We start from the raw sequence: 25,458 nt of genomic DNA on the forward strand, positions 1-25,458 counted from the left end.
CGGGACACCAGGGGGCCTCGACCCCCGCGACGCCGGAGGCGGCGCCAAAAACTCAGAAAGCTCGACAGGACCTGATGTCGGTGGCCAGGATCGCGCGGGCGCCCAGTTCGGCCAGTTGGTCCATCAGTTCGTTGCCTTTACGCCGGGGTACGAGGGCCCGGACGGCCACCCAGCCGGGGTCCGCCAGCGGCGCCACGGTCGGTGATTCCAGTCCGGGGGTGAGTTTCGCGGCGGCGTCCAGCAGACCCTTGGGGCAGTCGTAGTCCAGCATCAGATACTGCTGAGCGAACACCACACCTTTGACCCTGGCTATCAGCTGGTTACGGGCGCGGTCGCGCTGATCGGAGTCGGACTGTTCGATCAGCACGGCCTCGGAATCGCACAGCGAATCGCCGAATGCCACCAGATTGTGCTGGCGCAGGGTCCGGCCGGAGCCGACCACATCGGCGATCGCGTCGGCCACTCCCAGCTGGATGGAGATCTCCACCGCCCCGTCGAGCCGGATGACCTCGGCCTGGATACCGCGGCGGGACAGATCGGCGAGTACCAGGTTCGGATAGGAGGTCGCGATCCGCTTGTCCTGTAGATCCTCGACCTTCCAGTCCTGGCCCTGCGGGGCGGCGTAGCGGAAGGTGGAGCCGCCGAAGCCGAGCGACAGCCGTTCCCGGATGGGGGCCCCGGAGTCGAGGGCGAGGTCGCGGCCGGTGATACCGAGGTCGAGTTCACCGGAGCCGACGTAGATGGCGATGTCCTTGGGCCGCAGGAAGAAGAACTCCACCTGGTTGGCCGGGTCCAGCACGGTCAGGTCGCGGGAGTCGGTGCGTTTGCGGTAGCCGGCCTCGGTGAGGATGGCTGTCGCGGATTCGGAGAGTGCGCCCTTGTTGGGGACGGCGACGCGCAGCATGGTTGGTCCTTTCGGAGTCGGGGAACGGTCGGGGCGTCTACAGATGTCGGTAGACGTCCTCCAGCCGCAGCCCGCGGCCCACCATCAGCACCTGCACCCAGTACAGCAGCTGGGAGATCTCCTCGGCGAGCGCGTCGTCGCCTTCGTGTTCGGCGGCCAGCCACACCTCACCGGCCTCCTCCAGCACCTTCTTGCCCTGGGTATGGACGCCCGCGTCCAGTGCGGCGACGGTGCCCGACCCCTCGGGCCGGGTGGCAGCGCGATCCTGGAGCTCGGCGAACAGGGCCTCGAAAGTCTTCACGGCAGGTCATTGTTTCAGACCACCGCGCCGGGCCTCCGCCCGAGTGCGCGCCGCGGTGTCGTGGCACGCATCCGGGCGGAGGAATCCGGGTATCAACCCGCCACGAACAGGGCTTCCAGTTCGGCGACCGCGGTGCGCAGATGACCGGCGAAGGTGTGCATCTCGCCGGCCACCGGAGCCGGGGTGGCCAGGTAGAGGTTCCACCGGTCCGGGAGCAGGACGTAGGCGACGCCGATGCATTTCGGGCTGGTGGAGCCGAAACCGAAGTAGCGGATGTTCACCGACGGTGCCGAGCTGGTGCTCAGATAGTCGTCGCGCATCACCGTCCAGCCCGGGCTGGAGTACAGCGGGATCGGATCGGTGACGCCCAGTTCGGCGCCGCGCCGCCGCTGGATCCATTCGAGTTCCCACAGATGCTGTTCGGGTGCCTCGCCCGTCTGGCACTGTTTGGCCCGCGCCACATGCGCGCCCGCGGCCGCGCGGGCGGCCGCCAGTTTGGCGGCGTCGCCGGCGGCCGGGTCCTGCATGATGTCGGCGAAGGTGATCATCTCCGGGGTCACCACCCGCATCGCCTCGGTGCGGCCGTTGCGGTACTGCCGGGTGGCGATGGATTCATAGGTGGCGCCGGTGAGACCTTTACTGCGCCGGTGCGCCAGCTGGTAGCTCAGCTGAGCGAACGCGTCCGGGGAGATGCCGAGCTGTTTGGCGCGGGTGGTGCCGAAATCCTCGAACGACACCGTGATGGTGGCGTTGTCCGCCGCGTACTGCCCGAACGCCTCGCCCGCCGCCACGACCGCTGCCCGCTGTCCGGCGTCGAGCCGGAACTCGAGCTGTTCGGTCGGGGGCAGCCCCTGATCGCGGGCGCCCGAACGTTCCGCGTGTTCGGCGACCGGTGTCTCCAGCAGGGCGTCGACGAAGGACAGGATGGTGGTGCCGTCCAGACCGCAGTGTTCGACATTGATACCGGCCTGGCCGTCGGCGAAGACGATGAACGACACCGATTTGTCGAACCACCGGTTGGCGCTGTCCCCGTGCAGCAGGGTGTCGGAGGCGTGCAGTTCGTCGCGGGGGGCGAAATCCTCGAGGCAGACGCAGAACAGGGCGGTTTCGATCGTATCGAGGGTGGCCGCATTGTCCGGGTCGGTGAGCAGTTCGGCCCGGGCCCGGGCCCAGTCGGCGCGGGCCGCGGTGGTCAGATGCCCCACGCTGGTGCCGGCGGGCGCCGGCTCGGTCGCCGATTTCAGGATCGCGCACAGTCCGGCGGTCAGGTCCTCGAAGGCGTAGGGATCACCGTCGGGGCCGAGCACGTCCATCCGGAACATACTGCCGCGGTGCAGCACCAGGATGTGCCGGGCGGCGGAGGGCCCCGGCCACTCGTCGGTGTAGGGCACCCGCACCGTGTCCTGGTCGATTCCCGGGATACGTGTTTCGGAGAACAGGTACTTGTTCTGCCACATGGACAGTCGCTGCCCACGCTGGATGATCGGCGGGATCCGCTCCTGATCGAGTGCCAGTTTGTAGTCGACGGCGGCCGCGACGAGGGCCGCTCCCCGCTCTGCCTGATCGGCCGCGGTGGAAGCCGCGAGCGCGGTGTCGTCCCGGAACAGGAAGAAGAAATTGGCGTTCAGCGCGATCCGGTCCCGCCGGCCCAGGTAGCGCGACGGCCAGAACTCGTCCAGCCAGCTGCCCACGCCGGGGGTTTCGTCGTACTCACGCAGCGCCTGATTCAGCACCTGCCCGGGACCGCCGGGGCGCAGCAGGTCGGTAACGGCCTCTTCGGTCGCGGCCAGTTCCGCGGCGGTCAGCAGTGGTGCGCACCATTCGAGGAAACGCGCACCACTGTTCTCCAGGGTCGGCAGCGGCACCCTGGGCAGGGTGTCTTCGGCGGCGAAGGTGGGTTCGGTCAAGTCGGTTTCTCCGGTTCGGTCGTTCTCGCTCGGTCGTCGGACAGGTGCCCGGCGCGGTCACACGGTAGGGCGCGGTGCCGAAAGCGGCCGGGACACATAGAGATTGGCATACAGCAGGCCCTCGTCCTCGAGACCCGCGGTCGCGATGCCCTGGCCGGTCAGCGTATCGAGCACCTGCTCCCGTTCGGCCTCCGAGGCGAAGCGGCGCTGGGCGAACTCACCGGGCATTCGTTCGGTGCGGTAGCCGAGCGCCTCGAGTTCCGCCTCGATTGTTGCGAAACCGTACATGCGCAGCACGAAGTGCGCCATCCAGGGTCGGCGTTCGGGGTGCGCGGTGGCGATCCGGGAGATCGTCTTCTCGGTGACGTAGCCGATACAGCCGGTGGAGATCACCAGATCGGCGGCGGCCAGGATCTCGCGTTGTTCGTCGCCGGGGTCGGTGGCCTCGAGATCGGCGTGCACGATCCCGTCCAGCAGGCCCGCGGCCTTCGCGTATTCCAGCGCCGGCGCCGAGGCGTCCATACCGAGGAAACGCACCCCCGGGAGGGCGTCCGCGCCGGCCAGGCGGGCCCGGTCGGCCTCGATCAGCTCCTGCGTTGCGGCGGTGGACCCGGCGTAGGACCCGGCCAGTTCCGCCAATGTGGTGTCCAGCCGCAGCAGCGCCGCGTTCACACCGTACGAGCAGCCGATATCGAGAACCGCCGGTGCCGAGCCGGTGACTCTCCGGTATTCGGTGATCTGTGCGCGCAGATGGGGTTTCGCCAGTTCGGGGATGCGATAGTCCAGCTCCGACATCCGCGCGTAGTAGTCGCGGGGATCCGGTCTCGAGTAGATGTCGTCGAAGGATGCTTTCCCGGTGGTGTGCAACGGCACGGGCACGGTGTGTTCCTCTCGGTCGCGCTGTACCTACTCGATCGGTTTTCCGGTCAATCGAGTAGCCGGTCACCCCGGACGGCGTCGGCCGCCGCGAGATGTTCCGGGAGCACCCGCCCGAAGAGCTGGCGGGTGCGTTCCACGGTGCCGATGACACCGGGCCGGTCACTGTAGGCGAAGATCGCCGTATGCCGGGGGGTCTCGCCGCGCACCGGCGATACCCGGTGCAGCGAGAACCTCCCCTGGAACAGCTGCAGATCGCCGGGGCGCAGTTCCAGCCGCCGTACGAGGCGTTCGCCGGTCCCGGTGAGGACCGCGTGCACGTCCGCGAGATTCTCCGTATGGGGCGACCGGATCCCCGGGCAGTACTCGAAGACTCCCCCGGACTCCGGGCTGGTGGTGAGCATGCTGACGGTGAACTCGTTCGTATCGAAATGCCAGGGGTGGGAGTTGCCGGGCGCGACCACGTTGAGCACGAGGCCGGCCAGCGGGTCGGCGAACTCGTGCAGCCGGTCGTGGCCGAAGCAGTCGGCGAGGAAGCGCTGGAACGCAGCATCGGTGTAGAGGCGGTGGATCAGCGCGCCGGTGGGGATCCGATCGCGGGGCACGAACGCGTTGCCCCGTTCGAAGATGATCCGGCCCGGATGATCCTCGGGCAGTTCGGTGTCCAGCGGAATGTTGTAGGCGTTGACCCGCTCCGTCCGGTAGTAGGCGTGCGGTGCCATCGCCTCGCCCTGCGTACCGAGCAGCGCATGCAACTCGGGCCGGATGAATTCGCGCAGGACGGTGCAGCCGTCCTCCGCCAGATCGGCCCGTGCCGCCGCGACCGCCTCGCGGCGTGCGGGCGCGCCGGAATCGGCGATCGGGTAGCGGGAGGTATCGACGATCTCGTCCAAGGTCACCGTGGCGGCCATGCCGATATTGTTATCGGAGCTGTCTGCGACACGCCCGGTAAACGCGGTACTCAACTGGTGAGTCCGGTCACGGACCGATCGGTTTTGTTGATTCGCAACAGTATTCGCGGGCCCGCGTTGTCGATATCCACGGGCGGATGGCCGAAATGCGGCCGATGATCGGATGATTCGCCCTCACGCGATGCGGGATCACCCCAGCCCGGATGACCGGGAGTTCACCCTGGCGTGCGCTCCACGGTCACCACTTCGCCCCCGGCGGCACGCTCGGCGACGGCCAGTACATCGTCGAGTTCCGCCCGCGTCAGCCCTACCAGGCCGTCACGGTGCACCCGGGCCGGATGGACCGCCACCGGGATCTCACAGGGCACCACCAGCACGCCGCATCCCGCGGCCGCGGCGGCGGCCACCCCGGTCGCCGAATCCTCGATGGCCACGCAGTCACCGGGATCCACGCCGATCAGTTGCGCGGCACGCAGATAGACCGCCGGATCGGGTTTTCCGTGCGGAACCTCGTCACCACAGACCGAAACGTCGAATCGCTGCCGGCCCAGCGTCTCGAGCGCCAACTCGGTGAGCGACCGTTTGGTGTTGGTCACCAGCGCGCACGGCAGACCGGTCGCCCGCACCATATCCAGTGCTTCGGCCGCCCCCGGACGCCACGGGATCGGCCCGGTCATGAGCTCGGTGACCCGCCGTTCCAGGAACTCCCCCGCCTCCCGGACGGCCGCGGGCTCCGGATCGACTCCGAGTTCGGCGAACATGATCCGCAGCGCGTTCACCCCGGAGGCCCCGATCAGCGCGTGCCGGATCTCCTGTGTCATCTCCCGGCCCAGCTCCCGCGCCAGTTCGTGCACGCCGATATCCCACAGCTTCTCCGAATCGAGCAGGGTGCCGTCCATATCCCAGAGCACTCCGGCGAGCCGGCCCATCGTTCACACCACCTGCGAGGCGTTGATCAACAGTTGCCCGTTCCCCGGAACCACCTGGAAGGACCGGTTCTCCGACTGCGTGGACCCGTCCCGCATGGTGTAGGTGACCGTGGCGATCACGGTGTCGTTGCCCGACGGCCGCACCGAACCGATACTCACCCCGCCGATGGTCGACCAGAATCCGGAGTAATCGGCGAAACCCCCGGTCGATGCCTGATAACCGGGGGTGAGCTGTGCCCATGCGGCCGAGGGGTTCGCGGGGAGCAGCCCGTAGTAGCCGCGCACGAACTGCTCCACCCGCGCCGGGGTGGGCGGACCGGTTTCGGTGGTCGGGGCGGGCGTCGTGGTGGCCGGAGGGCGGGTGGTCTCGGCGCCCGGATCCGTGGAATCGGTGGCCTCCGGGGCGAGCGCCTGGCTGGTTCCCGGGTCGTCCGCGGCGGAATCGCCCGGTTCGCCGCCTCCGTTGGCCAGCACCAGGCCGACGGTCACCACGAGGATCAGGGCCGCCACGCCCGCCAGTACGGCGATCTTGGTACGACCACCGGAACCGCGGCCGCCGGAACCGCCGGGCCCGGCGGCCGGGGGTACCGGCGGCGGAACCGGGGCGGCCGGCGGGGCACCGCGGCCCGGTGCGGGCGCGGGACCCGGAGCGCGGAACGCAGGCGTGGCGGCGGCCGCGACGGCGGCGCGTGGCGGCGTGGAATCGGATTCGGCGGGACGGCCGGTTGCCGGCGCGGCGGCCGCGTAGCCCGCGGGCAGCACCTTGGTGGTGGTCGGCGGCACCGGAGCCGGAGACGCGGTGGGTTCCGGCGCCCGGCCGGCGGCCACATCCGCGAGCATGGCACGGGCCTCGTCCATCGTCGGCCTGGTCTCGGCCTCGGTCTCCAGCAACCGCATCAGCACCGGGCCCAGTGCCCCGGCATCGGCGGGCGGTTCGACCCGGCCGCCGGCGACCGCGTGCAGGACCGCCAGCGGGTTGTCACCGTCGCCGAACGGCGGACGGCCGGTATTGGCGTGATAGAGGGTCGAACCCAGCGCGAAGACATCCGAGGGTGATTTCGGTTCCTCACCCCGGGCGACCTCGGGGGCGAGGTAGGCGGGGGTCCCGGCGAGGAAACCCGTGGCGGTGACGGTGACGTCGCCGGTGGCACGCGAGATTCCGAAATCGGTGATCTTCACCGTACCGTCGTCGCCGACCAGCAGGTTCGCCGGTTTCACGTCGCGGTGGACGATCCCGGCGTCATGGGCCGCGGCGAGCGCGGCGGCCGCCTGGGCGCCGATGCGCGCCACCTCGAGCGGCCCCATGGTGCCGTCGAGATTGAGTCGGCTGGCCAGGCTGGGCGCGTTCATGTATTCCATGACGAGCCAGGGCTGTCCGTCCTCGTCGGCGACATCGAACACCGAGATGGCGTTGGGATGGTGCAGGCGTGCGGCGATCCGGCCCTCGCGCAGCGCGCGTTTCCGGGCCTCGGCGGTCTGCTGCTCGGTCAGGTTCGGGCCGAGCAGCACCTGCTTGACCGCAACGGTGCGCTGCAACCGGATATCGAGAGCGCGCCACACGACACCCATCGCGCCGGTGCCGATGGGATCCGTGAGCCGATACCGTCCGGCGATCAGCCGATCCTTGGTCATGTGTTGTCGTGGCCCTTCTGCTCGCCGCCGAGTCGTCCAGCACTCCGCGCGTTCACAGGCGGCTGCCTACGGCTCCGCTCCGGTCCGGCGCCACCGGTCCCGGACCACGTCGTCCGGATTTCTGGTTCGGCGGGAACCTCAGCGGAAATTCCCGGAAATCCTACGCTCCGGCACCCGGAACCCGTGCGGGCAGTGCGCGATTGCCGAACCTGCGGAACCCTGTTCACCTGCGTATACCGCATCTGATCGGCAATACCCGGTATCCGGCGCGACCATCTGGTGATCACAATCACACCGGCATCATGTTTAGTCCGGCTCAGACACTGAAGTATTTCGCCTCCGGATGCAACAGCACGAACGCGTCGGTCGACTGCTCGGGATGGAGCTGCAGTTCCTCCGACAAGGTCACCCCGAGACGTCCGGCGTCGAGCAGATCCACCAGCTTCGCGCGGTCTTCCAGATCCGGGCAGGCGCCGTACCCGAAGGAGTAGCGCGCGCCGCGATAACCGAGTTTGAAGTACTCGGCGACCTCCGCCGGATCCGATTCGGCGATCGCGTGCCCGTCGAGGGTGAGTTCCTCACGGATCCGGCGGTGCCAGTATTCGGCGAGCGCCTCGGTGAGCTGCACGCCGATCCCGTGCACCTCGAGGTAGTCGCGGTAGTTGTCCGCGGCGAACAGCTCGTTCGCGAAATCGGCGATCGGCTGCCCCATGGTCACCAGCTGGAACGGCAGCACATCCACCTGCCCGGTCTTCCGCGCGTCCTCGTGCGACCGGAGGAAATCGGCGACGCAGAGAAAGCGGTCGCGCTGCTGACGCGGGAAGGTGAAGCGATACCGCACCGGCGCATCGGGTTCCGGTTCGGTGAGCACCAGCACGTCATCGCCCTCGGACACCGCCGGGAAGTACCCGTACACCACCGCCGCGTGCTGTAGGACCCCCTCGGTGCTCAACCGGTCCAGCCAGGCCCGCAACCGCGGCCGGCCGTCGGACTCCACCAGTTCCTCGTAGCTGGGCCCCTCGCCGCCCCGCTGTCCGCGAAGCCCCCACTGCCCCAGGAACAGCGCACGCTCGTCGAGCAGACCGGCGTACTCGTGCACCGGCAGGCCCTTGACCACCCGGGTGCCCCAGAACGGCGGTACCGGCACCGGCACGTCGGCGGCCACATCCGAACGGGCCGGCACCTCGATCGGGGTTTCGGCGGCGCGCCGCTGTTCGGCGATCCGCTGCGAACGTTCGTGGCGGGCCTTGCGCTCGGCGGCCTTCTTCCGCGCCGCGACCGCCTCCGGGCTGTCGGGGTCGGGGCCCTCGCCGCGTTTACGCGCCATGATCTCGTCCATCAGGCGCAGGCCCTCGAACGCGTCGCGGGCGTAGTGCACATCGCCCTCGTAGACCCCGGTGAGATCGTTCTCGACATAGGAGCGGGTGAGCGCGGCGCCGCCCAGCAGCACCGGGAACTGCTCCGCCATCCCGCGGGTGTTCAGCTCTTCCAGGTTCTCCTTCATCACCACGGTGGACTTGACCAGCAGCCCCGACATCCCGATCACATCGGCCTTCTTGTCCAGCGCGGCGTCGAGGATGCTCGCGATGGGCTGTTTGATACCGAGGTTCACGACTTCGTAGCCGTTGTTGGACAGGATGATGTCCACCAGGTTCTTGCCGATATCGTGCACATCGCCTTTGACGGTGGCCAGGACCACGCGTCCCTTGCCGCTGTCGTCGGTGGCCTCCATATGCGGTTCGAGATGGGCCACAGCGGCTTTCATCACCTCGGCCGACTGCAGCACGAACGGCAGCTGCATCTGGCCGGAGCCGAACAGTTCGCCCACCGTCTTCATCCCGGACAGCAGGGTCTCGTTGATGATCCGCAGTGGCGGCACTTCCCGCATCGCCTCGTCCAGGTCGGCGTCCATACCGTTGCGTTCGCCGTCGACGATGCGTCGCTCCAGCCGGTCGAACAGCGGCAGTGCCGCCAGTTCGTCGGCGCGGGAGGCACGGGAATCGGCCGCCGACACCCCCTCGAAGAGTTGCATCAGTTTCTGCAGCGGGTCGTAGCCCTCGCTCCGGCGGTCGTAGACCAGGTCCAGGGCGGTGTCGCGCTGTTCGTCCGGAATCCGGCTGATGGGCAGGATCTTCGAGGCGTGCACGATGGCGCTGTCCAGCCCCGCCTGGACGCATTCGTGCATGAAGACCGAGTTCAGCACCTGCCGCGCGGCCGGATTGAGGCCGAAGGAGATATTCGACAGGCCCAGCGTGGTCTGCACCCCGGGATGCCGGCGTTTGAGTTCCCGGATGGCCTCGATGGTCTCCAGGCCGTCGCGGCGGGATTCCTCCTGCCCGGTGCCGAGGGTGAAGGTGAGGGTGTCGATGATGATATCGCCGACGTGCAGGCCCCAGTTGCCGGTGATATCGGCGATCAGCCGTTCGGCGATGGCGACCTTGTGCTCGGCGGTACGGGCCTGGCCCTCTTCGTCGATGGTCAGCGCGACCACCGCGGCGCCGTGCTCGGCGACCAGGCTCATGGTCTGCTGGAACCGCGAGTCGGGCCCGTCGCCGTCCTCGTAGTTCACCGAGTTCACCGCGCAGCGCCCGCCGAGGTGTTCCAGCCCGGCGCGCAGCACCGGTGTTTCGGTGGAGTCGAGCATGATGGGCAGGGTGGAGGCGGTGGCCAGACGGGACGCCAGTTCCGACATATCGGCACTGCCGTCGCGGCCCACGTAGTCGACGCACAGATCGAGCACATGGGCGCCGTCGCGGGTCTGGTCCTTGGCGATATCCAGGCATTTCGCCCAGTCCTGCGCGAGCATCGCGTCACGGAACGCCTTTGATCCGTTGGCGTTGGTCCGTTCGCCGATCATCAGCACACTGGCGTCCTGCCGGAACGGCACCGCGGTGTACATACTGGACACGCTGGGTTCGGGTTCCGGGTTCCGGCGCTGCCCGATGGGCGCGAGTCCGGGCTCCACCTCGCGCACGGCCGCGGCGACCTGGCGGATATGTTCCGGGGTGGTGCCACAGCAGCCGCCGACCAGGGCCAGGCCGTAGTCCGCGACGAACCCGCGCAGCGCGGCGGCCAGTTCTTCCGGGGTGAGCGGATACTCGGCCCCATTGGCGCCCAGCACCGGCAGGCCGGCGTTCGGCATCACCGAGACCGGGATCCGGGAATGCTGGGAGAGATAGCGGAGGTGCTCGCTCATCTCGTCCGGACCGGTGGCGCAGTTGAGGCCGATGAGATCGATACCCAGCGGTTCGAGCGCGGTCAGCGCGGCGCCGATCTCGCTGCCCACGAGCATGGTGCCGGTGGTCTCGACGGTGACGTGGGTGATGATCGGAATACGCCGCCCGGCCCGGTCCATCGCCTGCCGGGTGCCGTTGATCGCCGCCTTGACCTGCAGCAGGTCCTGGCAGGTCTCGATGAGCACGGCGTCGGCGCCGCCGTCGAGCATGCCGAGCGCGGCCTCGGTGTAGGCATCGCGCAGGCTGGTGTAGGGCGCGTGGCCGAGGGTCGGGAGTTTGGTGCCCGGTCCCATCGACCCCAGTACGTAGCGCGGTACGCCGTCGGGCCCCGGGCCCATCTCGTCGGCGACCTCCCGGGCCAGCCGGGTGCCCTTCTCCGACAGGTCACGGATGCGGTCGGCGATATCGTAGTCGGCGAGGTTGGGCAGATTGCAGCCGAAGGTGTTGGTTTCCACGGCATCGGCGCCGGCCTCGAAATAGGCCCGGTGGATATGCCGCAGCACCTCGGGACGGGTGTCGTTGAGGATCTCGTTGCACCCCTCCAGACCGCGGAAATCGTCGAGCGTGAGATCCACGGCCTGCAACATCGTGCCCATCGCGCCGTCGCCGATCACGACACGCCGGCTGAGGGTGTCGAGCAGCGTGGTGTCGAACTCGGCGGAGCGGGAGGCAGACATGGATTCCAGAGTAGTGGTCGGCCCCACGGCGCCCGCGCCCCGCCGGACCCCCTGTGCGGGCGGCCACAGCGACGGCCCACCTCACCGGGGCCGCTGCGACAGGCGCGACGGTACCGATACTGCGCGCCGGTCGCCACCCGCCCCGTAGGCTGGCAGGGGTGAGCTCGAGTGAATCTCCGGTGGATCGGGAAATGCCCGCACTGCGCGACCCGGTGCTCGTTGCCGCCTTCGAGGGCTGGAACGACGCCGGTGACGCCGCCAGCGGGGCGGTGGAGCATCTGGAGTTGATCTGGGATGCGCGGCCGCTGGCCGAGCTCGATTCCGAGGACTACTACGACTACCAGGTGAACCGTCCGATGGTGCGGCAGGTCGAGGGAGTCACCCGGGAGATCGTCTGGCCGGCGACCACGCTGTCGGTGTGCTCCCCGCCCGGCAGCGATCGCGATGTGGTGCTCCTGCGCGGTATCGAACCGAATATGCGGTGGCGGCGCTTCTGCGCGGATCTGCTGGAGTTCATCGATCAGCTCGGCGTACAGACGGTGGTCATCCTGGGGGCGTTGCTGGCCGATACCCCGCATACCCGCCCGGTGCCGGTGACCGGTTCGGCGTACAGCAAAGAGGCCGCCGAACGGTTCGACCTCGAGCAGACCCGCTACGAAGGTCCCACCGGGATCACCGGGGTTCTGCAGGACGAATGTGTGAAGGCCGGTATTCCGGCGGTGTCGTTCTGGGCCGCGGTACCGCATTACGTCTCGCAGCCACCCAACCCGAAGGCGACGATCGCGCTGCTGCACCGGGTGGAGGAGGTCCTCGATATCGAGGTGCCGATGCGGGAACTACCGCAGCAGGCCGAGGAATGGGAGTCGACGGTGAACGAGATGACCGTCGCCGACGAGGAGATCGCCGAATACGTCCGGTCGCTCGAGGAACGCGGCGACGCCGCGATCGATGTGAACGAGGCGATGGCCAAGATCGACGGGGATGCCATCGCGGCGGAGTTCGAGAAGTATCTGCGCAGACGAGGACCCGGCGGCTTCGGTCGCTGAGGGGGGACGCCGGGCCGCCGGGCCCTCGGTTCAGCCGGCCACCGACCAGATGCGGGCGGCGGCATCACTGGCCAGTTTCGCGATGAGCAACTCGCGGGGAATCGTCTGGCCGGTGAGGTGATCGAGCGAGGGAACGACCACATGGTGGGCGTCCGCTCGCAGGAGTTCCCGGGTCAGTTCTGCGAACGCTGTGCCGTCGCCCGCATGTGATTCATGGAAGGTCGCGGCGAAGCACAGTCCTTGGGCATCGGCCAGGTCGCGTAGCGCGGCCTCCATATCGTCACCGTCGCCCGCGGCCAGATCGTCGCGTAAATACCCGTATACCAACGCTTCCACCCGAACCTCCTGAATCCTTCCCCACACGGGGGCGGGGAACCATTTCCTGCTCCGGGATCTCCTCCCCGCATTCGCGGGGGTGTTGCTTGAACCGGCAATAAACCGGTTCGATTCGAGGATGACCCAACGCCGACAAGGGCAAAAGAGGTCATGCGGGGGACATCTGGATGCCCTATACGGTCCACCAGGAGTTTGCTGGTGCAATACTGGCGGCGTGACTGCTGCTGAAGATCGTCCGCTGTGGGCCGTCCGGATGCGCTCGGAACGCGATGCGCGTGGGTGGTCACAAGCGGATGCCGTACGCGCGCTACGCGCCAAATCCTCCCATAACCTGCCGACCGACAGCACCCTGCTACGCAATTGGCGCCGTTGGGAATCGGGCGAATCCCGTCCCGACGAGTTCTACGCACCCCTCATCGCCTCCGCCTTCGACTCCGTCGCCGCCGCGTTCTTCCCCAAGGCCCGTCCCAGCCGGGACGACGAATTGCTCACCGCCACCGGGATGGACACGCTCGAGTTCATGGGACGGCTACGAATGTCCGATGTTTCGGCCGCCACCCTCGACGCCGTCCGGATCACGGCCCAAAGGCTGTGCTGCGACTACTCCTCCACCGACGCGCACGCACTGCATCACGAGGCCACCGGCTGGCTGCGCCGGATCGCCGCGCTGCTCGACAGCCGGCTCACCCTCGCCCAGCACAGGGAGGTCCTGGAACTGGCGGGCTGGGTCGCGCTACTGCTGGGCTGCCTGGATTACGATCTGGGCCGGCGCAGCGGCGCCGAGGCCACCCGGCGGGCCGCCCGTTCGCTGGGCCAGGAGGCCGGGCATTCCGAGATCATCGGCTGGAGTTCGGAATTGGCGGCCTGGTTCGCGCTCACCCAGGGCAACCATCGGGGCGTGATCCAGGCGGCCGAGGCGGTACCGCCGGAATGCGCCGCCAGCGGTGTCGGGGTCCAGCTGGCCGCGCAGCGCGCGAAAGCGTGGGCGCGGTTGGGTGATCGCGACGCCGTCGAGACCGCGCTCACCGAGGGTCGCGTACTGATGGAGCGACTCGGGCACCCCGAGGATCTGGAGAACCATTTCGTGGTGGACCCGCAGAAATTCGATTTCTATGCGATGGACTGCTGCCGGGTGGTCGGCGACGACGCGCAGGCCGCGAGTTTCGCCCGGGCGGTGCTGGCCGACTCCACCACCCTCGACGGCACCGTCCGCAATCCGATGCGGGTCGCGGAGGCCCATCTCACCCTGGCCGTGGTGGCCGCGCGGGCCCGGGATGTGGAACAGGCGGTCGCCGAAGGACTGCAGGCGTTCGGCGCCAGACGCCGGTCGCTGCCCTCACTGCTGTCCATCGGCAGCGAAGTGGCGCAGGAACTGGTGACCTATTTCCCGGGTGACCCACGAACCCGCGAATACCTGGACGAACTGCGATCGTTGTCCGGAGTCTGAGCGCTTACCCGGCGCCGCCCCGCACCTCAGCGGTGGGCGGCGTCGGGAATCCGGGGTGGGCAGGCGGTACCGGGGAGTGTCACCAGCTCGAAATGCCACCACTCGTTGTCGAATGTCCGGCACAGGCCCCAGCGGTTGCCGTTCGCCTCCAGCCAGGCGGCTCCCTCCCGGGGCGCGATATCGACGGCTTTGCCGGTGACATGGGTGGATTCCTCCGGAGGCAGCACCCAGCGCCGGGTTTCCTCCGGGGTCCCGTAGGTGCGCAGTCCGTCCTCCCACATGGCCCGCTGCTCCTCGGGCGTGCGATAGCCGGAATTGATCGATATCGGCACACCCTGTGCGTGCGCGTCCTGCTCGGCCATCGTGTAGGCCAGGGCCAGCAGCGGATCGAGGCCCTCGGTGCCCGCCGCCGCGACCTCCGTGAGCGGTGGTATCGGGAACGCCTGCGCGGGCGCGGCGCCACCGGGCGCGGCGCCCAGCACCGTTCCGAGGGCTGCGGCGGCCACGATCGCGCCGGTCACACCGATACGGCGGGGTAGGACGCGGAGGGAGTCGATCATGCTGCCGATCCTATCGGCGCCCCACTCCCGCCTCCGGAAAAATTCATCCTGAGCTGCATAAACGTGATCTGTCAGTCGCATCCCCGTCACCTACCGCCCGCCTCGCCCGAACGCCGTCGTCAAAAAGTTTACCGGGTCTCAACTACGCGAATGTGGCTCCGGCCCGGCGCCGAGGATCATCTCCCAGAAGAAGGCGATATGGTCGGCCATATCGATGGAGCTGTCGTACATCCACTGCATCTGGAGTCCGTCGATCATCGCGAACACCAGCACCGCCAGGCGGTCACCGTCGAGGTCGGCGGGTAGGCGGCCCGCGGTCCGGAGCCGGGTGATCGTCTCGGTGAGATCGCCGCGGGCCTGCTCGTAGCGCTGCCGGAAGAAGTCGTGCGCGGGGTGGCCGGGGTCGGCCGCCTCGGAGGAATACCGCGAGTAGAGCTGAACCAACCCGGGCACTTCGGCGTTGTGGCGCACCAGGTTCACGATGGCGGCGGGTAGTTCGCCGGACCCGGTGCCGCCCGCGGGTCCGGCGAACGTGCGGCGGTCCACTTCGTCGCGGTAGCGCAGGATCTCGGTGAACAGCTGTTCCTTGGTGCCGAAATGGTGCAGCAACCCGGACTGACTGAGCCCGACCGCGTCGGCGAGTTCGCGCACGGTGGTGCGACGGAAACCGACGCGCGCGACGAGCTCGAGGGCCGCGTCCAGAATCTCGGTCCGTTTCGCGATGCCCTTCGAATACGAGCCACGTGGCGCCACGCGACGACTGTACTGGGGTGATCTCTTGCCACCAAAAACCGGATGGCATACGGTTTTGAGGAAGCGGCGTCTCGCACAGTGATGTGCCCAGCGGACAGGGAGACGATATGGACAACCGGTCACCGGCAGCGGCGGGACAGGCCGAAATGAGCCGAGCAGAGCAGATATCGCTCGGTAGCGGTGCGGATTTCTGGACCACGAAGGCGGTCGGGGCGGTGCCCGCCCTGACGATGACCGACGGCCCACACGGTGTCCGCAAACAGCTCGGCGCCTCCGATCACCTCGGGCTCTCCGAGAGCGCACCCGCGACCTGTTTCCCGCCCGCGGTCGGCTTGGGCCAGTGCTGGGACCCCGATCTGCTGCGGCGGGTGGGTGTGGCCCTGGGACGCGAGGCCCGCGCGCTCGACGTGGATGTACTACTGGGGCCGGGCATCAATATCAAACGGGATCCACGTGGCGGCCGGTCCTTCGAGTACTACTCGGAGGACCCGATTCTGACCGGCCGGCTGGGCGCCGCCTGGGTCGAGGGGCTGCAGAGCACCGGCGTGGGAGCATCGCTGAAACATTTCGCGGCCAACAACTGCGAACACGACCGGATGCGGTCCAGCTCCGATATCGATCCGCGGCCGTTGCGGGAGATCTACCTGCGGGCCTTCTCCCATATCGTGCGCACGGCGCGGCCGTGGACGGTGATGTGCTCCTACAACCGGATCAACGGGGTACCCGCCGCGGCGAACCACTGGCTGCTCACCGAGGTCCTCCGCGAGGAGTGGGGCTTCGACGGTGTGGTGGTCAGCGACTGGGGCGCGGTCGCCGACCGCGTCGCCTCGGTGGCCGCGGGACTGGACCTGCAGATGCCGGGCGATTCGGGGCGCGGCGATACCCAGGTGGCCGCGGCGCTCGACGCGGGCACGCTCGCCGGGACCGCCGTCGAACGCGCGGCCGCCAACATGGCCGCGCTCGCCGCCAAAGCGGTGGCCGGACGGCGCCGGGCCGGGCCGGCGCCGGAGCTGCCGGAACACCATGCGTTCGCCCGCGAGGTGGCGGGCCGCTGCGTCGTATTGCTGCGCAACGAGAACGAATTGCTGCCCTTGCCCCCCGGGCGTCCGGTGGCGGTCATCGGCGAGTTCGCCGAATCACCGCGATACCAGGGCGGTGGCAGCTCGCATGTGAACCCGACCTCGCTCGATATCCCACTGGCGGAGATCCGCGCCCTCGCCGGCGCGGACGCGGTCACCTTCGCCCGCGGGTTCACCACCGACGGCACCGGCGACGCGGACACGCTCCGACGCGAAGCGGCGCGGGTCGCGGCCGATGCCGAGACCGCCGTGGTGTTCCTGGGCCTGGCGGCATCGCAGGAATCCGAGGGTTTCGACCGCGACGATATCGAGTTGCCCGCCGACCAGCTCGCCCTGCTGGCCGAGATCGCGCGAGTACAGCCGCGCACCGTGGTGGTGCTCGCGCACGGCGGGGTGCTGCGGCTCGCGCCGGTGACCGCACTCGCCCCGGCCATCGTCGATGCCGCCCTGCTGGGTCAGGCCGGTGGCGGCGCGATCGCCGATGTGCTGTTCGGGGTGGTGAACCCCTCCGGGCGGCTCGCCGAAACGGTGCCGGTCCGCCTGCAGGACACCCCCGCCTACCTGAACTTCCCGGGCGAGAACTCCCATGTCCGCTATGGCGAAGGTATCCATATCGGCTACCGCTGGTACGACGCCCGCGAAGCGGAGGTCACCTACCCGTTCGGACACGGACTGTCCTACACCGCCTTCGACTACTCCGACGCGGAACTCACCGCCGGCGATTCCGGAATCCGGGTACGAGTGAGCGTCACCAACACCGGCACACGCAAGGGTCGCGAAATCGTGCAGGTCTACACCTCGATGCCCGATTCGGCGGTGCTCCGGCCCCCGTTGGAACTCGAGGGTTTCGCCGCCACCGGCGAACTCGAGCCCGGTGCCACCGAGCGGGTCACGATCGATATCGCCCGCGAGGATCTCGCCTACTGGGAGACCCGCACCGATCAGTGGGTCGTCGAAGACGGCGCCTACCGGGCCCATATCGGCGCCTCGAGCCGCGATATCCGGGCCACCGGCACGGTCGCGGTCACCGGCGACGAACTCCGCATCCCGATCACCGCGCAGTCCACCCTCGGCGAAGCGCTCGCGGACCCGAAAACCGCGGCCGCACTGGCCGATCTGTTCAGCGGTATGGCAACCCAGATGGGTGACGGCGGCGCCTTCGGCACGGACATGATGCGGATGATCGCTTCCATACCCCTCGACCGGCTGGCCGGATTCGGCATGGCCGAAGAAGACCTGCAGAAGCTGCTGGCCGCCGCCGACCACTCGGAACCGGCCGGCCCGTCGTAGCCCCCCGGATACCGCTGCCCCGGTGTGAATATCGGGGCGGCGGTCTCGGGGCGACGGGGGCCGGACGCTTCGCGCTCACGGTGGCGACAGCTGCCTCACGCGCGCGGCCTCGCGCGTGAGGTGATCGCGCTCGGGAACACTCGACGCGGCCCGGGCGGCTTCGGCGTACAACCCCGCGGCCGCGTCGAGGTCACCGGCCCGTTCCAGCAAGTACGCCCGGACCGCGGTGTACCGGGGCAGTTCGGGATCCACTTCGGCCAGCGCCGCGAGACCCGCCTGCGGTCCGTCCGCTTCACCCACCGCCACCGCGCGATTGAGGCGCACCACCGGGCTGCCGGTGAGACGCAGCAGTTCGTCGTACCACTCGACGATCTGCACCCAGTCGGTTTCCGCGGCGGCCGGGGCGTCCGCGTGCAGGGCGGCGATGGCGGCCTGCGCCTGATACTCCCCCAGCCGGTCGCGGCCCAGTGCGGTCTGCAGAATAGTCACGCCCTCGGCGATCAGCGCGGTATCCCAGCGGCTGCGGTCCTGCGCGCCGAGCGGCACCAGCCGGCCGCCGGGGCCGGTGCGGGACGCCCGGCGGGCGTGATGCAGCAGCATGAGCGCGAGCAGTCCCGCGGCCTCGGGGTCACCGGTGGCGGCGGCGAGATGCCGGGTGAGCCGGATCGCCTCGGCCGCCAGGTCGACGTCCCCGCCGTACCCCTCGTTGAACACCAGATAGAGCACCCGGAGCACGGTGTCGAGATCACCGGGCCGGTCCAGCGGCAGGCCCGAGATCCGGCGTTTGGCCCGGCTGATCCGCTGCGCCATGGTCGCCTCGGGAACCAGATAGGCCGTGGCGATCTGCCGGGTGGTCAGGCCGCCGACCGCGCGCAGGGTCAGGGCGACGGCCGAACCCGGGGCCAGCGACGGATGCGCGCACAGGAAATAGAGCCACAGAGTGTCGTCGGTGGCGGGCACCGGACCGGGCGCCGGCTCCACCTCGACCGCGACCTCCCGCCCCCGCCGCGACGTCTCCGCGCGGGTGGCGTCGAGAAACCTGCGCCACGCGACCGTCACCAGCCACCCTTTCGGATCCCGCGGGGGATCCTCCGTCCAGGTTTCCAGCGCCCGGATCAGGGCCTCCTGGACAGCGTCCTCGGCCGACGCGAAATCGGCGCCGCGCCGGACGAGGACTGCCAGGACCGCGGGCACCAGCTCCCGCAGCAACGCGTCGTTCACTCGGCCGCCGGAGGGGCCTCGGACAGGAACGGACGGACCTCGAGCCATTCGTAGAGGGGTTCGCCGCCGTACCCGGGTGCGGCGGACAGCTCCCCGGCCAGCTCGAGCGCGCGATCCCAGGACTCCACGTCGATCATCATCCACCCCGCGATGAGGTCCTTGGTCTCGGCGAACGGACCGTCGGTCACCGGCGGGCGGCCCGCGCCGTCGAACCGCACGAACGCGCCCTCCGGGGCCAGCGCCTGCGCGTCCACGAATTCGCCGTTCTCTTCCAGTTTGGTCGCGAAGTCCCGCATGAACTGCATATGCGCGTCGACCTCCGCGGGCGTCCAGCGATCCATCGGCACGAAATCGCCGACGGGGGCGGGGCCGCCGCGGTAATGCTTGAGCAGCAGGTACTTCATGTCGATTCTCCTTCGTCATCGCGGCCCTCGTGGCCGCTCTCATCCCTGGGACGGAGCCCGCACGACATTCTCGACACCCACAGCATGCCGAATCGAAACTTTTTTTCCGGCACCCGGCGACGACCTCGGTCCGGCGGCCATGCCCCGATGTGTCGATTTTCTCGATGCCCCCGCACGACGTGCGGGATAGGTTCGAATCCGGGTCCGGTACGAGGCGACGAGGGAAGAGGTCCACCATGGCCAAGGTGTTCGCGCATATCGATGATTCCTTGCGGGAATTCATCGGGAAACAGGCGATGTTCTTCGTCGCCACCGCTCCTTCCGAGGGCGGTCACGTCAATCTGTCGCCCAAGGGCTACCGCGACACCTTCGCCGTACTCGACGATCACACCGTGGCCTACCTCGATCTGTTCGGCAGCGGTGTCGAAACCATCGCGCATCTGCGGGACAACGGCCGGATCACCATCATGTTCTGCTCGTTCACCCGGAACTCGCGCATCCTGCGCCTGTTCGGCACCGGCCGCGCCGTCCGGCCCGACGACCCGGAGTTCGCCACCCTGCGACACCAGTTCGGTACCGACCATCCCGGTGTCCGGATGGCCATTGTGGTCGAGGTCGATCGCATCGCGGATTCGTGCGGCTACTCGGTGCCCTACTACGACCTGGTCGGCGAACGTCCGGTCCTCGATGCCCATCACGCCCGGCAGCCCGAGGAGAAGTACGCGCGGCGGGTCACCGGCGACAACGGGCACAGCATCGACGGCCTGCCCGCGCTCGATCCCGGACACCCCCTACCCGGTTCCCTCGGACATCAGCTACCGCCGACCGTGAGGCCCCTCTCCGAAAGCTGAGCAAAGGGTTTCCCTTCGCTTTCGGCAGGAACTCGGCGGGTTGTCCATTGCCTTGTTCCGCCATAGCGGACGGAGGCAACCCGAGTATGTGCCCGAGCGCCTCTCGGGTCCGGCGAATCGACTAGGCGGCGATAGGACGCGGCCCGAAGTCGGCGTCCAGGCGCCGCATACGCTGAGCGATCGTAGGGCTGAACGCGGTCAGATAGAGCCGTATGAAACCCCGGATCATGTGCCCGTTACGGATGTCGTGGTCGATCATCGAGTCCACGGCCGATCGCCCCATCACCTCGGCCACTCTGTGATCACTGCGGTGGATGACATGTCGCGACCGCAGCGCGAACGTCAGCAGGTAGCCGAACACGTAGAGAGTCCCGAACACGGAAACGGTCACCTCTATCGGAGTTCCGTGATAGGCGGCGGCATACATCAGCGGCCAGCTGGCGACCACGAAGCACAGGGCGAAGATCAGGGCGGTTCTGGTCGCTCCGGCGCGATAGGTATGGCCCACCACGATCATGTTCGCGAGCGCAGCGTCCTGCTCGGACACAGGGAGGTCACCGAATCCGGCAGCGATTGTCAGGACCGGCTCCCGCTTCCGGACGGAGTACCGCAGCCTCCAGGTCACCCATTGCGGCACGCTCCCCACCACGACGCGTGGCGTGCGCACGCCGAAATCTGCCGCGAGTTCCGCGGCCCGGGTGCTGATTCGATCGAGATCCACGCGGATATGATCACTCACCGGCCATGGCAAAAAACAGACCATATGGTTTTTGCGAGCCGGCTCACACCTATCCCCAGAACTCATGAACGCACAGTGTGGAATGTCCGGAGATGTTGGTGAGCTGGCGAGCAGAAGGCTGGCCGGAGGACACGATCGCGGTAACCCTCTACGCCACCCCGGCGTTCGCCGCCTACCCCGACGACCCCGTGCTCCGGGAGCAAGAGGAACCCGCTCGGCAGCTGCTCGGACGAGAACCACGCACTTTCCGAGAATGGGCGAGCATGTCCCTCCCGCCAGGCCGAGACCTCCGCTACTGAACCCCAGCGCGACCGATGCCATCTGAGGAACCACCGGAATCCCGATTCGATGGAGTCCTCAACTCGGTCTGGCACTGAGTTGGGCACCGAGTTCGCGAAATCCCAGGGCGAACGCAACGCGTTTGGACTGCGGGGTGCGGGCCCGCCACTGGGGAAGCAGCCCGGACTCCAGAGCGTGCGCCACGGCCGCAGAACCCGTCAGCCGTGCCCAGCCCCGCCCTCGGTCCTCGGGCGCTGTCAGCACACTCATGTGGGCGGTCCGGCTCGGCCAGGTGCGATATCCGGCGGCGGCGACCACCTTGCCATGGATCCGGACGGCGAAGGCCGGGGAGGTTATCTCGCGGAGCCCGCTTTCCTCGGATTCCTGCTCGCCCGCCGAAACTTCGAGCCGGCGTAGATCAGGGTGCTCGACGGAAAGCCGATCGACCGACACCGCACCCGGCGGAGCCGCCCGAAAATCGCGCTCGTCGATGTAGGCGAGCGTGGCCGGGCCCAGCACTTCTGCCAAGGGCAGGACCCGGCCGAGCATTTCGGGGTCGACCAGGTCCTCGACGGACAGCGCTGCGATGGCACCGCGAATCGCCGCGGCCGGACCGGGCGCGGTCACGATTGCCCGGCCTTGCAACACAATGAAGCCGGCCCAGCCCTGCGGGCAGACCATCGATCGGGGGGAGATCGCCACATCCACGCCGTCGGGCGACGAGAACGAAACCGGCGCCGCGGCCAGCCCCTCCCAGAGAGCGTGGGCTCTTGTCAGCACCGGATCCCTTGGCATGGCTACCTTCGTCCTATTGTGGATGCCCTCGAACCAACTCGAAGGTCGATATCGGTACACCGGTTCGCTCGCTTTCGGATAAGGCGCGAAGCCAGTGGTTCTGTACCGCGCGCGCCAAACCCGTATCTACACCGACGGCTGCGGTGGTCTCGACCACATGCCCGGCACCGGCCGTCATCATGCGCAGATGTGCGATGTCCCGCCACCCGCCGGTGTCGGTCGCCATTGCGGCAACCGCGGCGTACAGGGCCCTCATATCGCCCATTGATTGCTGCGCGTAGGGCAGGAATCGCTCGATCGGTTCGCCCGAGCGATCGATCATGGCGAGTGCTTGCTCGAACGCGAGCAGCCCGGACAGGAAAATGGCGAGAACGGCCTGGTAGTACAGCTGCGCGAGCCCGACGTCCGCGCCCAGATACTCGGCCCGGCCGAGGGGACGAAGTACCTCGGCGCTGGCATCGAACACCTCGCGTTCCCCGCTGTAGAAGACGTAGGAGTCCGCACTCCCGAGGCTCTCTCCGTCGGCCATCACTCCCCCGGCGAGGAATCGACCGCCTCGTGCACGAACCCACCCCGCGGCGGCGCGTGTCTCTTCCGGCGTATCCGACGAGAGGTTGACTATCGTCTTCCCCGGCAGCCGGTCGACAGCCGGCTCGAGGACTTCGTACATAGCGGCGTAGTCGGTCAGGCTGAGCAGGATCACTTCTCCGGCGTCGAGGGCTTGCGCCACCGTATCCGCACGGGCAGCGCCGAATTCCCGCATGGCGTGCGCCTTCTCCGAGCTACGGTTCCAGACGGTGACCTCGACGCCCGAGGCCCGCAATGACCTGGTCATCGCCTGTCCCATCGGGCCCAGGCCGATAACGGTCACCGAATCAGCTACTGCTCGCGGCATGATGATCCTTCCTCACGATTACCGCAACCTTCTGATGGGCCGATGCGGTTCCGGTACGCGCTGCGCGGGGGATTCCGCGGTCTCGTTCACAGAGACCGAGTCTCGGCGCAGGCGGCGGCACGGACCAGTACACACTTTCCGGTGCGATACCCCACCTTCGAGTAAGCGACCTGCTCACGAAGACCCACCGGGTGGGTGGATGACCGATATCACACCAGAAACCGCTGCCTCGCGGGATTCTCGCTCAGTCGGCGAACCGGGCGACGGCTTCCAGGATGACGGCTTGCATGGTGGGACTTCCGGTGTGGCCGGAGTCCTCGACGACTCGCAACTCGCTGTCGGGCCAGGCTCGCGACAGCTCCCAGGCGGTGCGCAGCGGTGTGGAGAGGTCGAGGCGGCCATGGATGAGGACGCCGGGGATACCGGCGAGGCGGTGCGCGTCGCGCAGGAGCTGTTCGTCGTCGAGCCAGGCGGCGCGGGCGAAGTAGTGCGCGCAGGTCCGCGCGAACGCCACCTGGTCGGCGTCCGGCTTCGCGCCCGCCTGGCCGGGCCTGCCGAGAGATTCGTGCGCGATCACCGCGTCCTCCCACGCACACCATCGACGCACGGCTTCGGCGCGGACCTCGGGGTCGCGATGTTCCAGTAGCCGCCGGTAGGCCTCGACCAGGTTGCCGTCTCGATCGGCCGCGGGCACCCCCGCACGGAATTCCTCCCATTCGACCGGCAGCAATAGCCGTAGGCCGTGGTAGAGCCAGTCGATCTCCTGCGGCCGGGTCATCGTCACCGAGACCAGCACGATCGCGGTCACCCGGCCGGGGTGGCGTTGCGCGTAGGCGAGAATCAGGGTCGATCCCCACGAGCCCCCGTACAGCAGCCATCGGTCGATGCCGAGATGCTCGCGAAGCAGTTCCATATCGGCAAGGAGGTGTTCGGTGGTGTTGTGGGCCATATCGACCGACGGATCGGAAGAGTGCGGCAGACTCGCCCCGCACCCCCGTTGATCGAACAACACGATCCGGAAGGCGTCCGGATCGAAGGTCTTTCGCGCCCCCCGCCCGCCGCCACCGCCGGGCCCGCCGTGCACCACCAGGACCGGACGGCCTTCGGGGTTCCCACTGGTTTCCCAATAGATCCGATTGCCGTCACCGACGTCGAGCAGCCCCGACTCGTAGGGCTCGATCTCGGGGAACCGTTGCCGTGCGTCGGAAGCAGCCACGAACGACCACGATATCGGGCACCGGAGGGCCGCACCGGCGGGTGGTGGGAGGGCGTAGCGTGCGGCGAGTGAGTTCTAGCGAGCATGCTCCGGCCGGCGTCCGTCCCACGGCAGGGATCCCGGATGCCGACCCGGGCACAACTGCCGAGATCGAAGCCCTGTTCCGGACATTGGAATCCGCGTTGGAGTCCAAGGACGCGGCAGCCTTCGACCAGCCGTTCACCGAAGACATCGTCTTCATCACACCGGCGGGCGCGATCTTCCGCGGCTGGGCCGAACTGCACAGCTACCACCGCGCACGTCTCGGCGACAGCCCGGACGCGCGAGCCCACTTCCGGATACTCGCCCTGCGCCTCCTGACACCGGAACACGCAATCGTCAACGTCGAGCAAACACTGCACACTGCGGAGTTCTCCCTCGCCAACCGAGGCACCTGGGTTCTGCTCAAGCGCAACGGGGCATGGTGGGCCTGTTCGGTGCACAACACCAATATTGCCGGGTCGGTCCGCACCTGATCCTCGGGCCGGCGCCTGCAGAGAAGCTAACGTGGCAACCATGCCCAGGTTCGCGGTCGGATCCACGGTGCAGCGACGCGAAGTACTGCACGGCCGGGTGTGGATGACGATGCCGGTGCGAGTGATCGCCGATGACGAAGTACTCGCTGTCTGGTTCGAGGACGGCGCACCCTTCACATTTCCGCCGCATCCGTTCGGCCCGCATCCGTGGTCGGGCCAGGACCGCTGGACCGGCAGCAACGTCCTGCAGCTGTACCGGCCCGGTGATGCCTACTCGGTGTGGGCGTTCTTCCGTCACGGCCGGTTCGACCATTGGTACATCAACTTCGAACGGCCCTACCACCGCGGCGACGACTACTTCGACACCGACGATCACGGCCTCGACATCGTTGTCCGGGACGGTGAATGGCAGTGGAAGGACCGCGACGACGTCGCCGAGCAGGTCGCCGTCGGCCGGCTCACCTCCACGGAGGCCGATACGGTGTGGCGCGAAGCCGCGCGGGTGGCTGCCGAACTGGACCGTGGCGACTGCTGGTGGATTCCTCGGTGGCAGAACTGGCAGCCCGACGCCGCTGCGCACGGGTAGTGGCGGGGTGCGGCGGGCTCGGCCGGTGGGATCCCTGTCGCGACAGTCGAGGGCCGATCGGTGTCTCTTGCGC

General features: G+C 68.4%; 24 protein-coding genes. 7 read left to right on the plus strand and 17 right to left on the minus strand.

What is annotated here, in order from left to right; translation table 11 throughout:
• Positions 1 to 52 precede the first annotated feature (52 nt).
• The 8 genes from hisG to metH form a co-directional block, all read right to left on the minus strand.
• Entirely contained in the window at positions 53 to 904 is an 852-nt protein-coding gene (gene hisG, locus AB0F41_RS21850; RefSeq protein ID WP_357426556.1) for an ATP phosphoribosyltransferase, read from the minus strand.
• Between the two features lie 37 nt (positions 905 to 941).
• Positions 942 to 1,205 (minus strand): phosphoribosyl-ATP diphosphatase, encoded by a 264-nt coding sequence (locus AB0F41_RS21855; protein ID WP_357426558.1) that lies wholly within the window; start codon positions 1,203 to 1,205, stop codon positions 942 to 944.
• 92 nt (positions 1,206 to 1,297) lie between these two features.
• A complete protein-coding gene (locus tag AB0F41_RS21860) occupies positions 1,298 to 3,112 on the minus strand; it encodes a choline/carnitine O-acyltransferase (RefSeq protein ID WP_357426560.1) in 1,815 nt (604 codons plus the stop codon).
• Positions 3,113 to 3,169: 57 nt separating this feature from the next.
• The gene (locus AB0F41_RS21865; protein ID WP_357426562.1) at positions 3,170 to 3,991 is read right to left on the minus strand and encodes a class I SAM-dependent methyltransferase; all 822 of its coding nucleotides are present in this window, start codon (positions 3,989 to 3,991) and stop codon (positions 3,170 to 3,172) included.
• A 47-nt stretch (positions 3,992 to 4,038) separates the two neighbouring features.
• On the minus strand, positions 4,039 to 4,899 hold the full coding sequence (locus AB0F41_RS21870; protein ID WP_357426564.1) for an arpA protein: 861 nt from the start codon (positions 4,897 to 4,899) through the stop codon (positions 4,039 to 4,041).
• A gap of 215 nt (positions 4,900 to 5,114) precedes the next feature.
• On the minus strand, positions 5,115 to 5,828 hold the full coding sequence (locus AB0F41_RS21875; RefSeq protein ID WP_357426566.1) for an HAD family phosphatase: 714 nt from the start codon (positions 5,826 to 5,828) through the stop codon (positions 5,115 to 5,117).
• 3 nt (positions 5,829 to 5,831) lie between these two features.
• Positions 5,832 to 7,460 (minus strand): serine/threonine-protein kinase, encoded by a 1,629-nt coding sequence (locus tag AB0F41_RS21880; protein ID WP_357426568.1) that lies wholly within the window; start codon positions 7,458 to 7,460, stop codon positions 5,832 to 5,834.
• Positions 7,461 to 7,776: 316 nt separating this feature from the next.
• The gene (gene metH / locus AB0F41_RS21885) at positions 7,777 to 11,373 is read right to left on the minus strand and encodes a methionine synthase (RefSeq protein ID WP_357426571.1); all 3,597 of its coding nucleotides are present in this window, start codon (positions 11,371 to 11,373) and stop codon (positions 7,777 to 7,779) included.
• A 191-nt stretch (positions 11,374 to 11,564) separates the two neighbouring features.
• On the opposite strand from metH, the gene AB0F41_RS21890 reads away from it, so the two are divergent.
• A complete protein-coding gene (locus AB0F41_RS21890; protein ID WP_357426640.1) occupies positions 11,565 to 12,419 on the plus strand; it encodes a PAC2 family protein in 855 nt (284 codons plus the stop codon).
• 30 nt (positions 12,420 to 12,449) lie between these two features.
• Here the strand turns inward: AB0F41_RS21890 and AB0F41_RS21895 are convergent, their stop codons facing one another.
• Positions 12,450 to 12,755, minus strand: a complete 306-nt coding sequence (locus tag AB0F41_RS21895; RefSeq protein WP_357426573.1) for a hypothetical protein — start codon at positions 12,753 to 12,755, stop codon at positions 12,450 to 12,452.
• Positions 12,756 to 12,969: 214 nt separating this feature from the next.
• On the opposite strand from AB0F41_RS21895, the gene AB0F41_RS21900 reads away from it, so the two are divergent.
• Positions 12,970 to 14,202, plus strand: coding sequence for an XRE family transcriptional regulator (locus tag AB0F41_RS21900; protein ID WP_357426575.1), 1,233 nt, complete (start codon positions 12,970 to 12,972; stop codon positions 14,200 to 14,202).
• A 26-nt stretch (positions 14,203 to 14,228) separates the two neighbouring features.
• Here the strand turns inward: AB0F41_RS21900 and AB0F41_RS21905 are convergent, their stop codons facing one another.
• Positions 14,229 to 14,762 (minus strand): M15 family metallopeptidase, encoded by a 534-nt coding sequence (locus AB0F41_RS21905; protein ID WP_357426577.1) that lies wholly within the window; start codon positions 14,760 to 14,762, stop codon positions 14,229 to 14,231.
• A gap of 138 nt (positions 14,763 to 14,900) precedes the next feature.
• Complete coding sequence (locus AB0F41_RS21910; protein ID WP_357426579.1) at positions 14,901 to 15,515, minus strand: TetR/AcrR family transcriptional regulator; 615 nt, start codon at positions 15,513 to 15,515, stop codon at positions 14,901 to 14,903.
• Positions 15,516 to 15,622: 107 nt separating this feature from the next.
• Here AB0F41_RS21910 and AB0F41_RS21915 point away from each other — a divergent pair, with 107 nt between their 5' ends.
• The gene (locus AB0F41_RS21915) at positions 15,623 to 17,884 is read left to right on the plus strand and encodes a glycoside hydrolase family 3 C-terminal domain-containing protein (RefSeq protein WP_357426581.1); all 2,262 of its coding nucleotides are present in this window, start codon (positions 15,623 to 15,625) and stop codon (positions 17,882 to 17,884) included.
• Positions 17,885 to 17,959: 75 nt separating this feature from the next.
• Here the strand turns inward: AB0F41_RS21915 and AB0F41_RS21920 are convergent, their stop codons facing one another.
• Both AB0F41_RS21920 and AB0F41_RS21925 read right to left on the minus strand, forming a co-directional pair.
• A complete protein-coding gene (locus AB0F41_RS21920; protein WP_357426583.1) occupies positions 17,960 to 19,105 on the minus strand; it encodes a DUF6596 domain-containing protein in 1,146 nt (381 codons plus the stop codon).
• The gene (locus AB0F41_RS21925; RefSeq protein ID WP_357426585.1) at positions 19,102 to 19,509 is read right to left on the minus strand and encodes a YciI family protein; all 408 of its coding nucleotides are present in this window, start codon (positions 19,507 to 19,509) and stop codon (positions 19,102 to 19,104) included. The genes AB0F41_RS21920 and AB0F41_RS21925 overlap by 4 nt, the downstream gene beginning before the upstream one ends.
• 236 nt (positions 19,510 to 19,745) lie before the next feature.
• Between AB0F41_RS21925 and AB0F41_RS21930 the strand changes: the two genes are divergently transcribed.
• Complete coding sequence (locus tag AB0F41_RS21930; RefSeq protein WP_357426587.1) at positions 19,746 to 20,360, plus strand: pyridoxamine 5'-phosphate oxidase family protein; 615 nt, start codon at positions 19,746 to 19,748, stop codon at positions 20,358 to 20,360.
• Positions 20,361 to 20,481: 121 nt separating this feature from the next.
• Here AB0F41_RS21930 and AB0F41_RS21935 read toward each other — a convergent pair whose 3' ends face one another.
• Positions 20,482 to 21,081 (minus strand): hypothetical protein, encoded by a 600-nt coding sequence (locus tag AB0F41_RS21935; protein WP_357426589.1) that lies wholly within the window; start codon positions 21,079 to 21,081, stop codon positions 20,482 to 20,484.
• A gap of 116 nt (positions 21,082 to 21,197) precedes the next feature.
• Here AB0F41_RS21935 and AB0F41_RS21940 point away from each other — a divergent pair, with 116 nt between their 5' ends.
• Positions 21,198 to 21,398: a hypothetical protein gene (locus tag AB0F41_RS21940; protein ID WP_357426591.1), complete on the plus strand. Its 201-nt coding sequence runs from the start codon at positions 21,198 to 21,200 to the stop codon at positions 21,396 to 21,398.
• A 58-nt stretch (positions 21,399 to 21,456) separates the two neighbouring features.
• On the opposite strand, the gene AB0F41_RS21945 is transcribed toward AB0F41_RS21940, so the two are convergent.
• The 3 genes from AB0F41_RS21945 to pip form a co-directional block, all read right to left on the minus strand.
• Positions 21,457 to 22,173, minus strand: a complete 717-nt coding sequence (locus AB0F41_RS21945; protein ID WP_357426593.1) for a GNAT family N-acetyltransferase — start codon at positions 22,171 to 22,173, stop codon at positions 21,457 to 21,459.
• Positions 22,174 to 22,186: 13 nt separating this feature from the next.
• Positions 22,187 to 23,068, minus strand: a complete 882-nt coding sequence (locus AB0F41_RS21950; protein ID WP_357426595.1) for an NAD(P)-binding domain-containing protein — start codon at positions 23,066 to 23,068, stop codon at positions 22,187 to 22,189.
• 244 nt (positions 23,069 to 23,312) lie between these two features.
• A complete protein-coding gene (pip, locus tag AB0F41_RS21955) occupies positions 23,313 to 24,284 on the minus strand; it encodes a prolyl aminopeptidase (RefSeq protein WP_357426597.1) in 972 nt (323 codons plus the stop codon).
• Between the two features lie 68 nt (positions 24,285 to 24,352).
• On the opposite strand from pip, the gene AB0F41_RS21960 reads away from it, so the two are divergent.
• Positions 24,353 to 24,799 carry an SgcJ/EcaC family oxidoreductase gene (locus AB0F41_RS21960; protein WP_357426599.1) on the plus strand — a complete coding sequence of 149 codons (447 nt, stop codon included), beginning with the start codon at positions 24,353 to 24,355 and terminating at the stop codon, positions 24,797 to 24,799.
• Between the two features lie 40 nt (positions 24,800 to 24,839).
• Entirely contained in the window at positions 24,840 to 25,385 is a 546-nt protein-coding gene (locus tag AB0F41_RS21965) for a DUF402 domain-containing protein (protein ID WP_357426601.1), read from the plus strand.
• Positions 25,386 to 25,458 lie beyond the last annotated feature (73 nt).

Source organism: Nocardia sp. NPDC024068 (assembly GCF_040638875.1).
Classification (GTDB): Bacteria; Actinomycetota; Actinomycetes; order Mycobacteriales; family Mycobacteriaceae; genus Nocardia.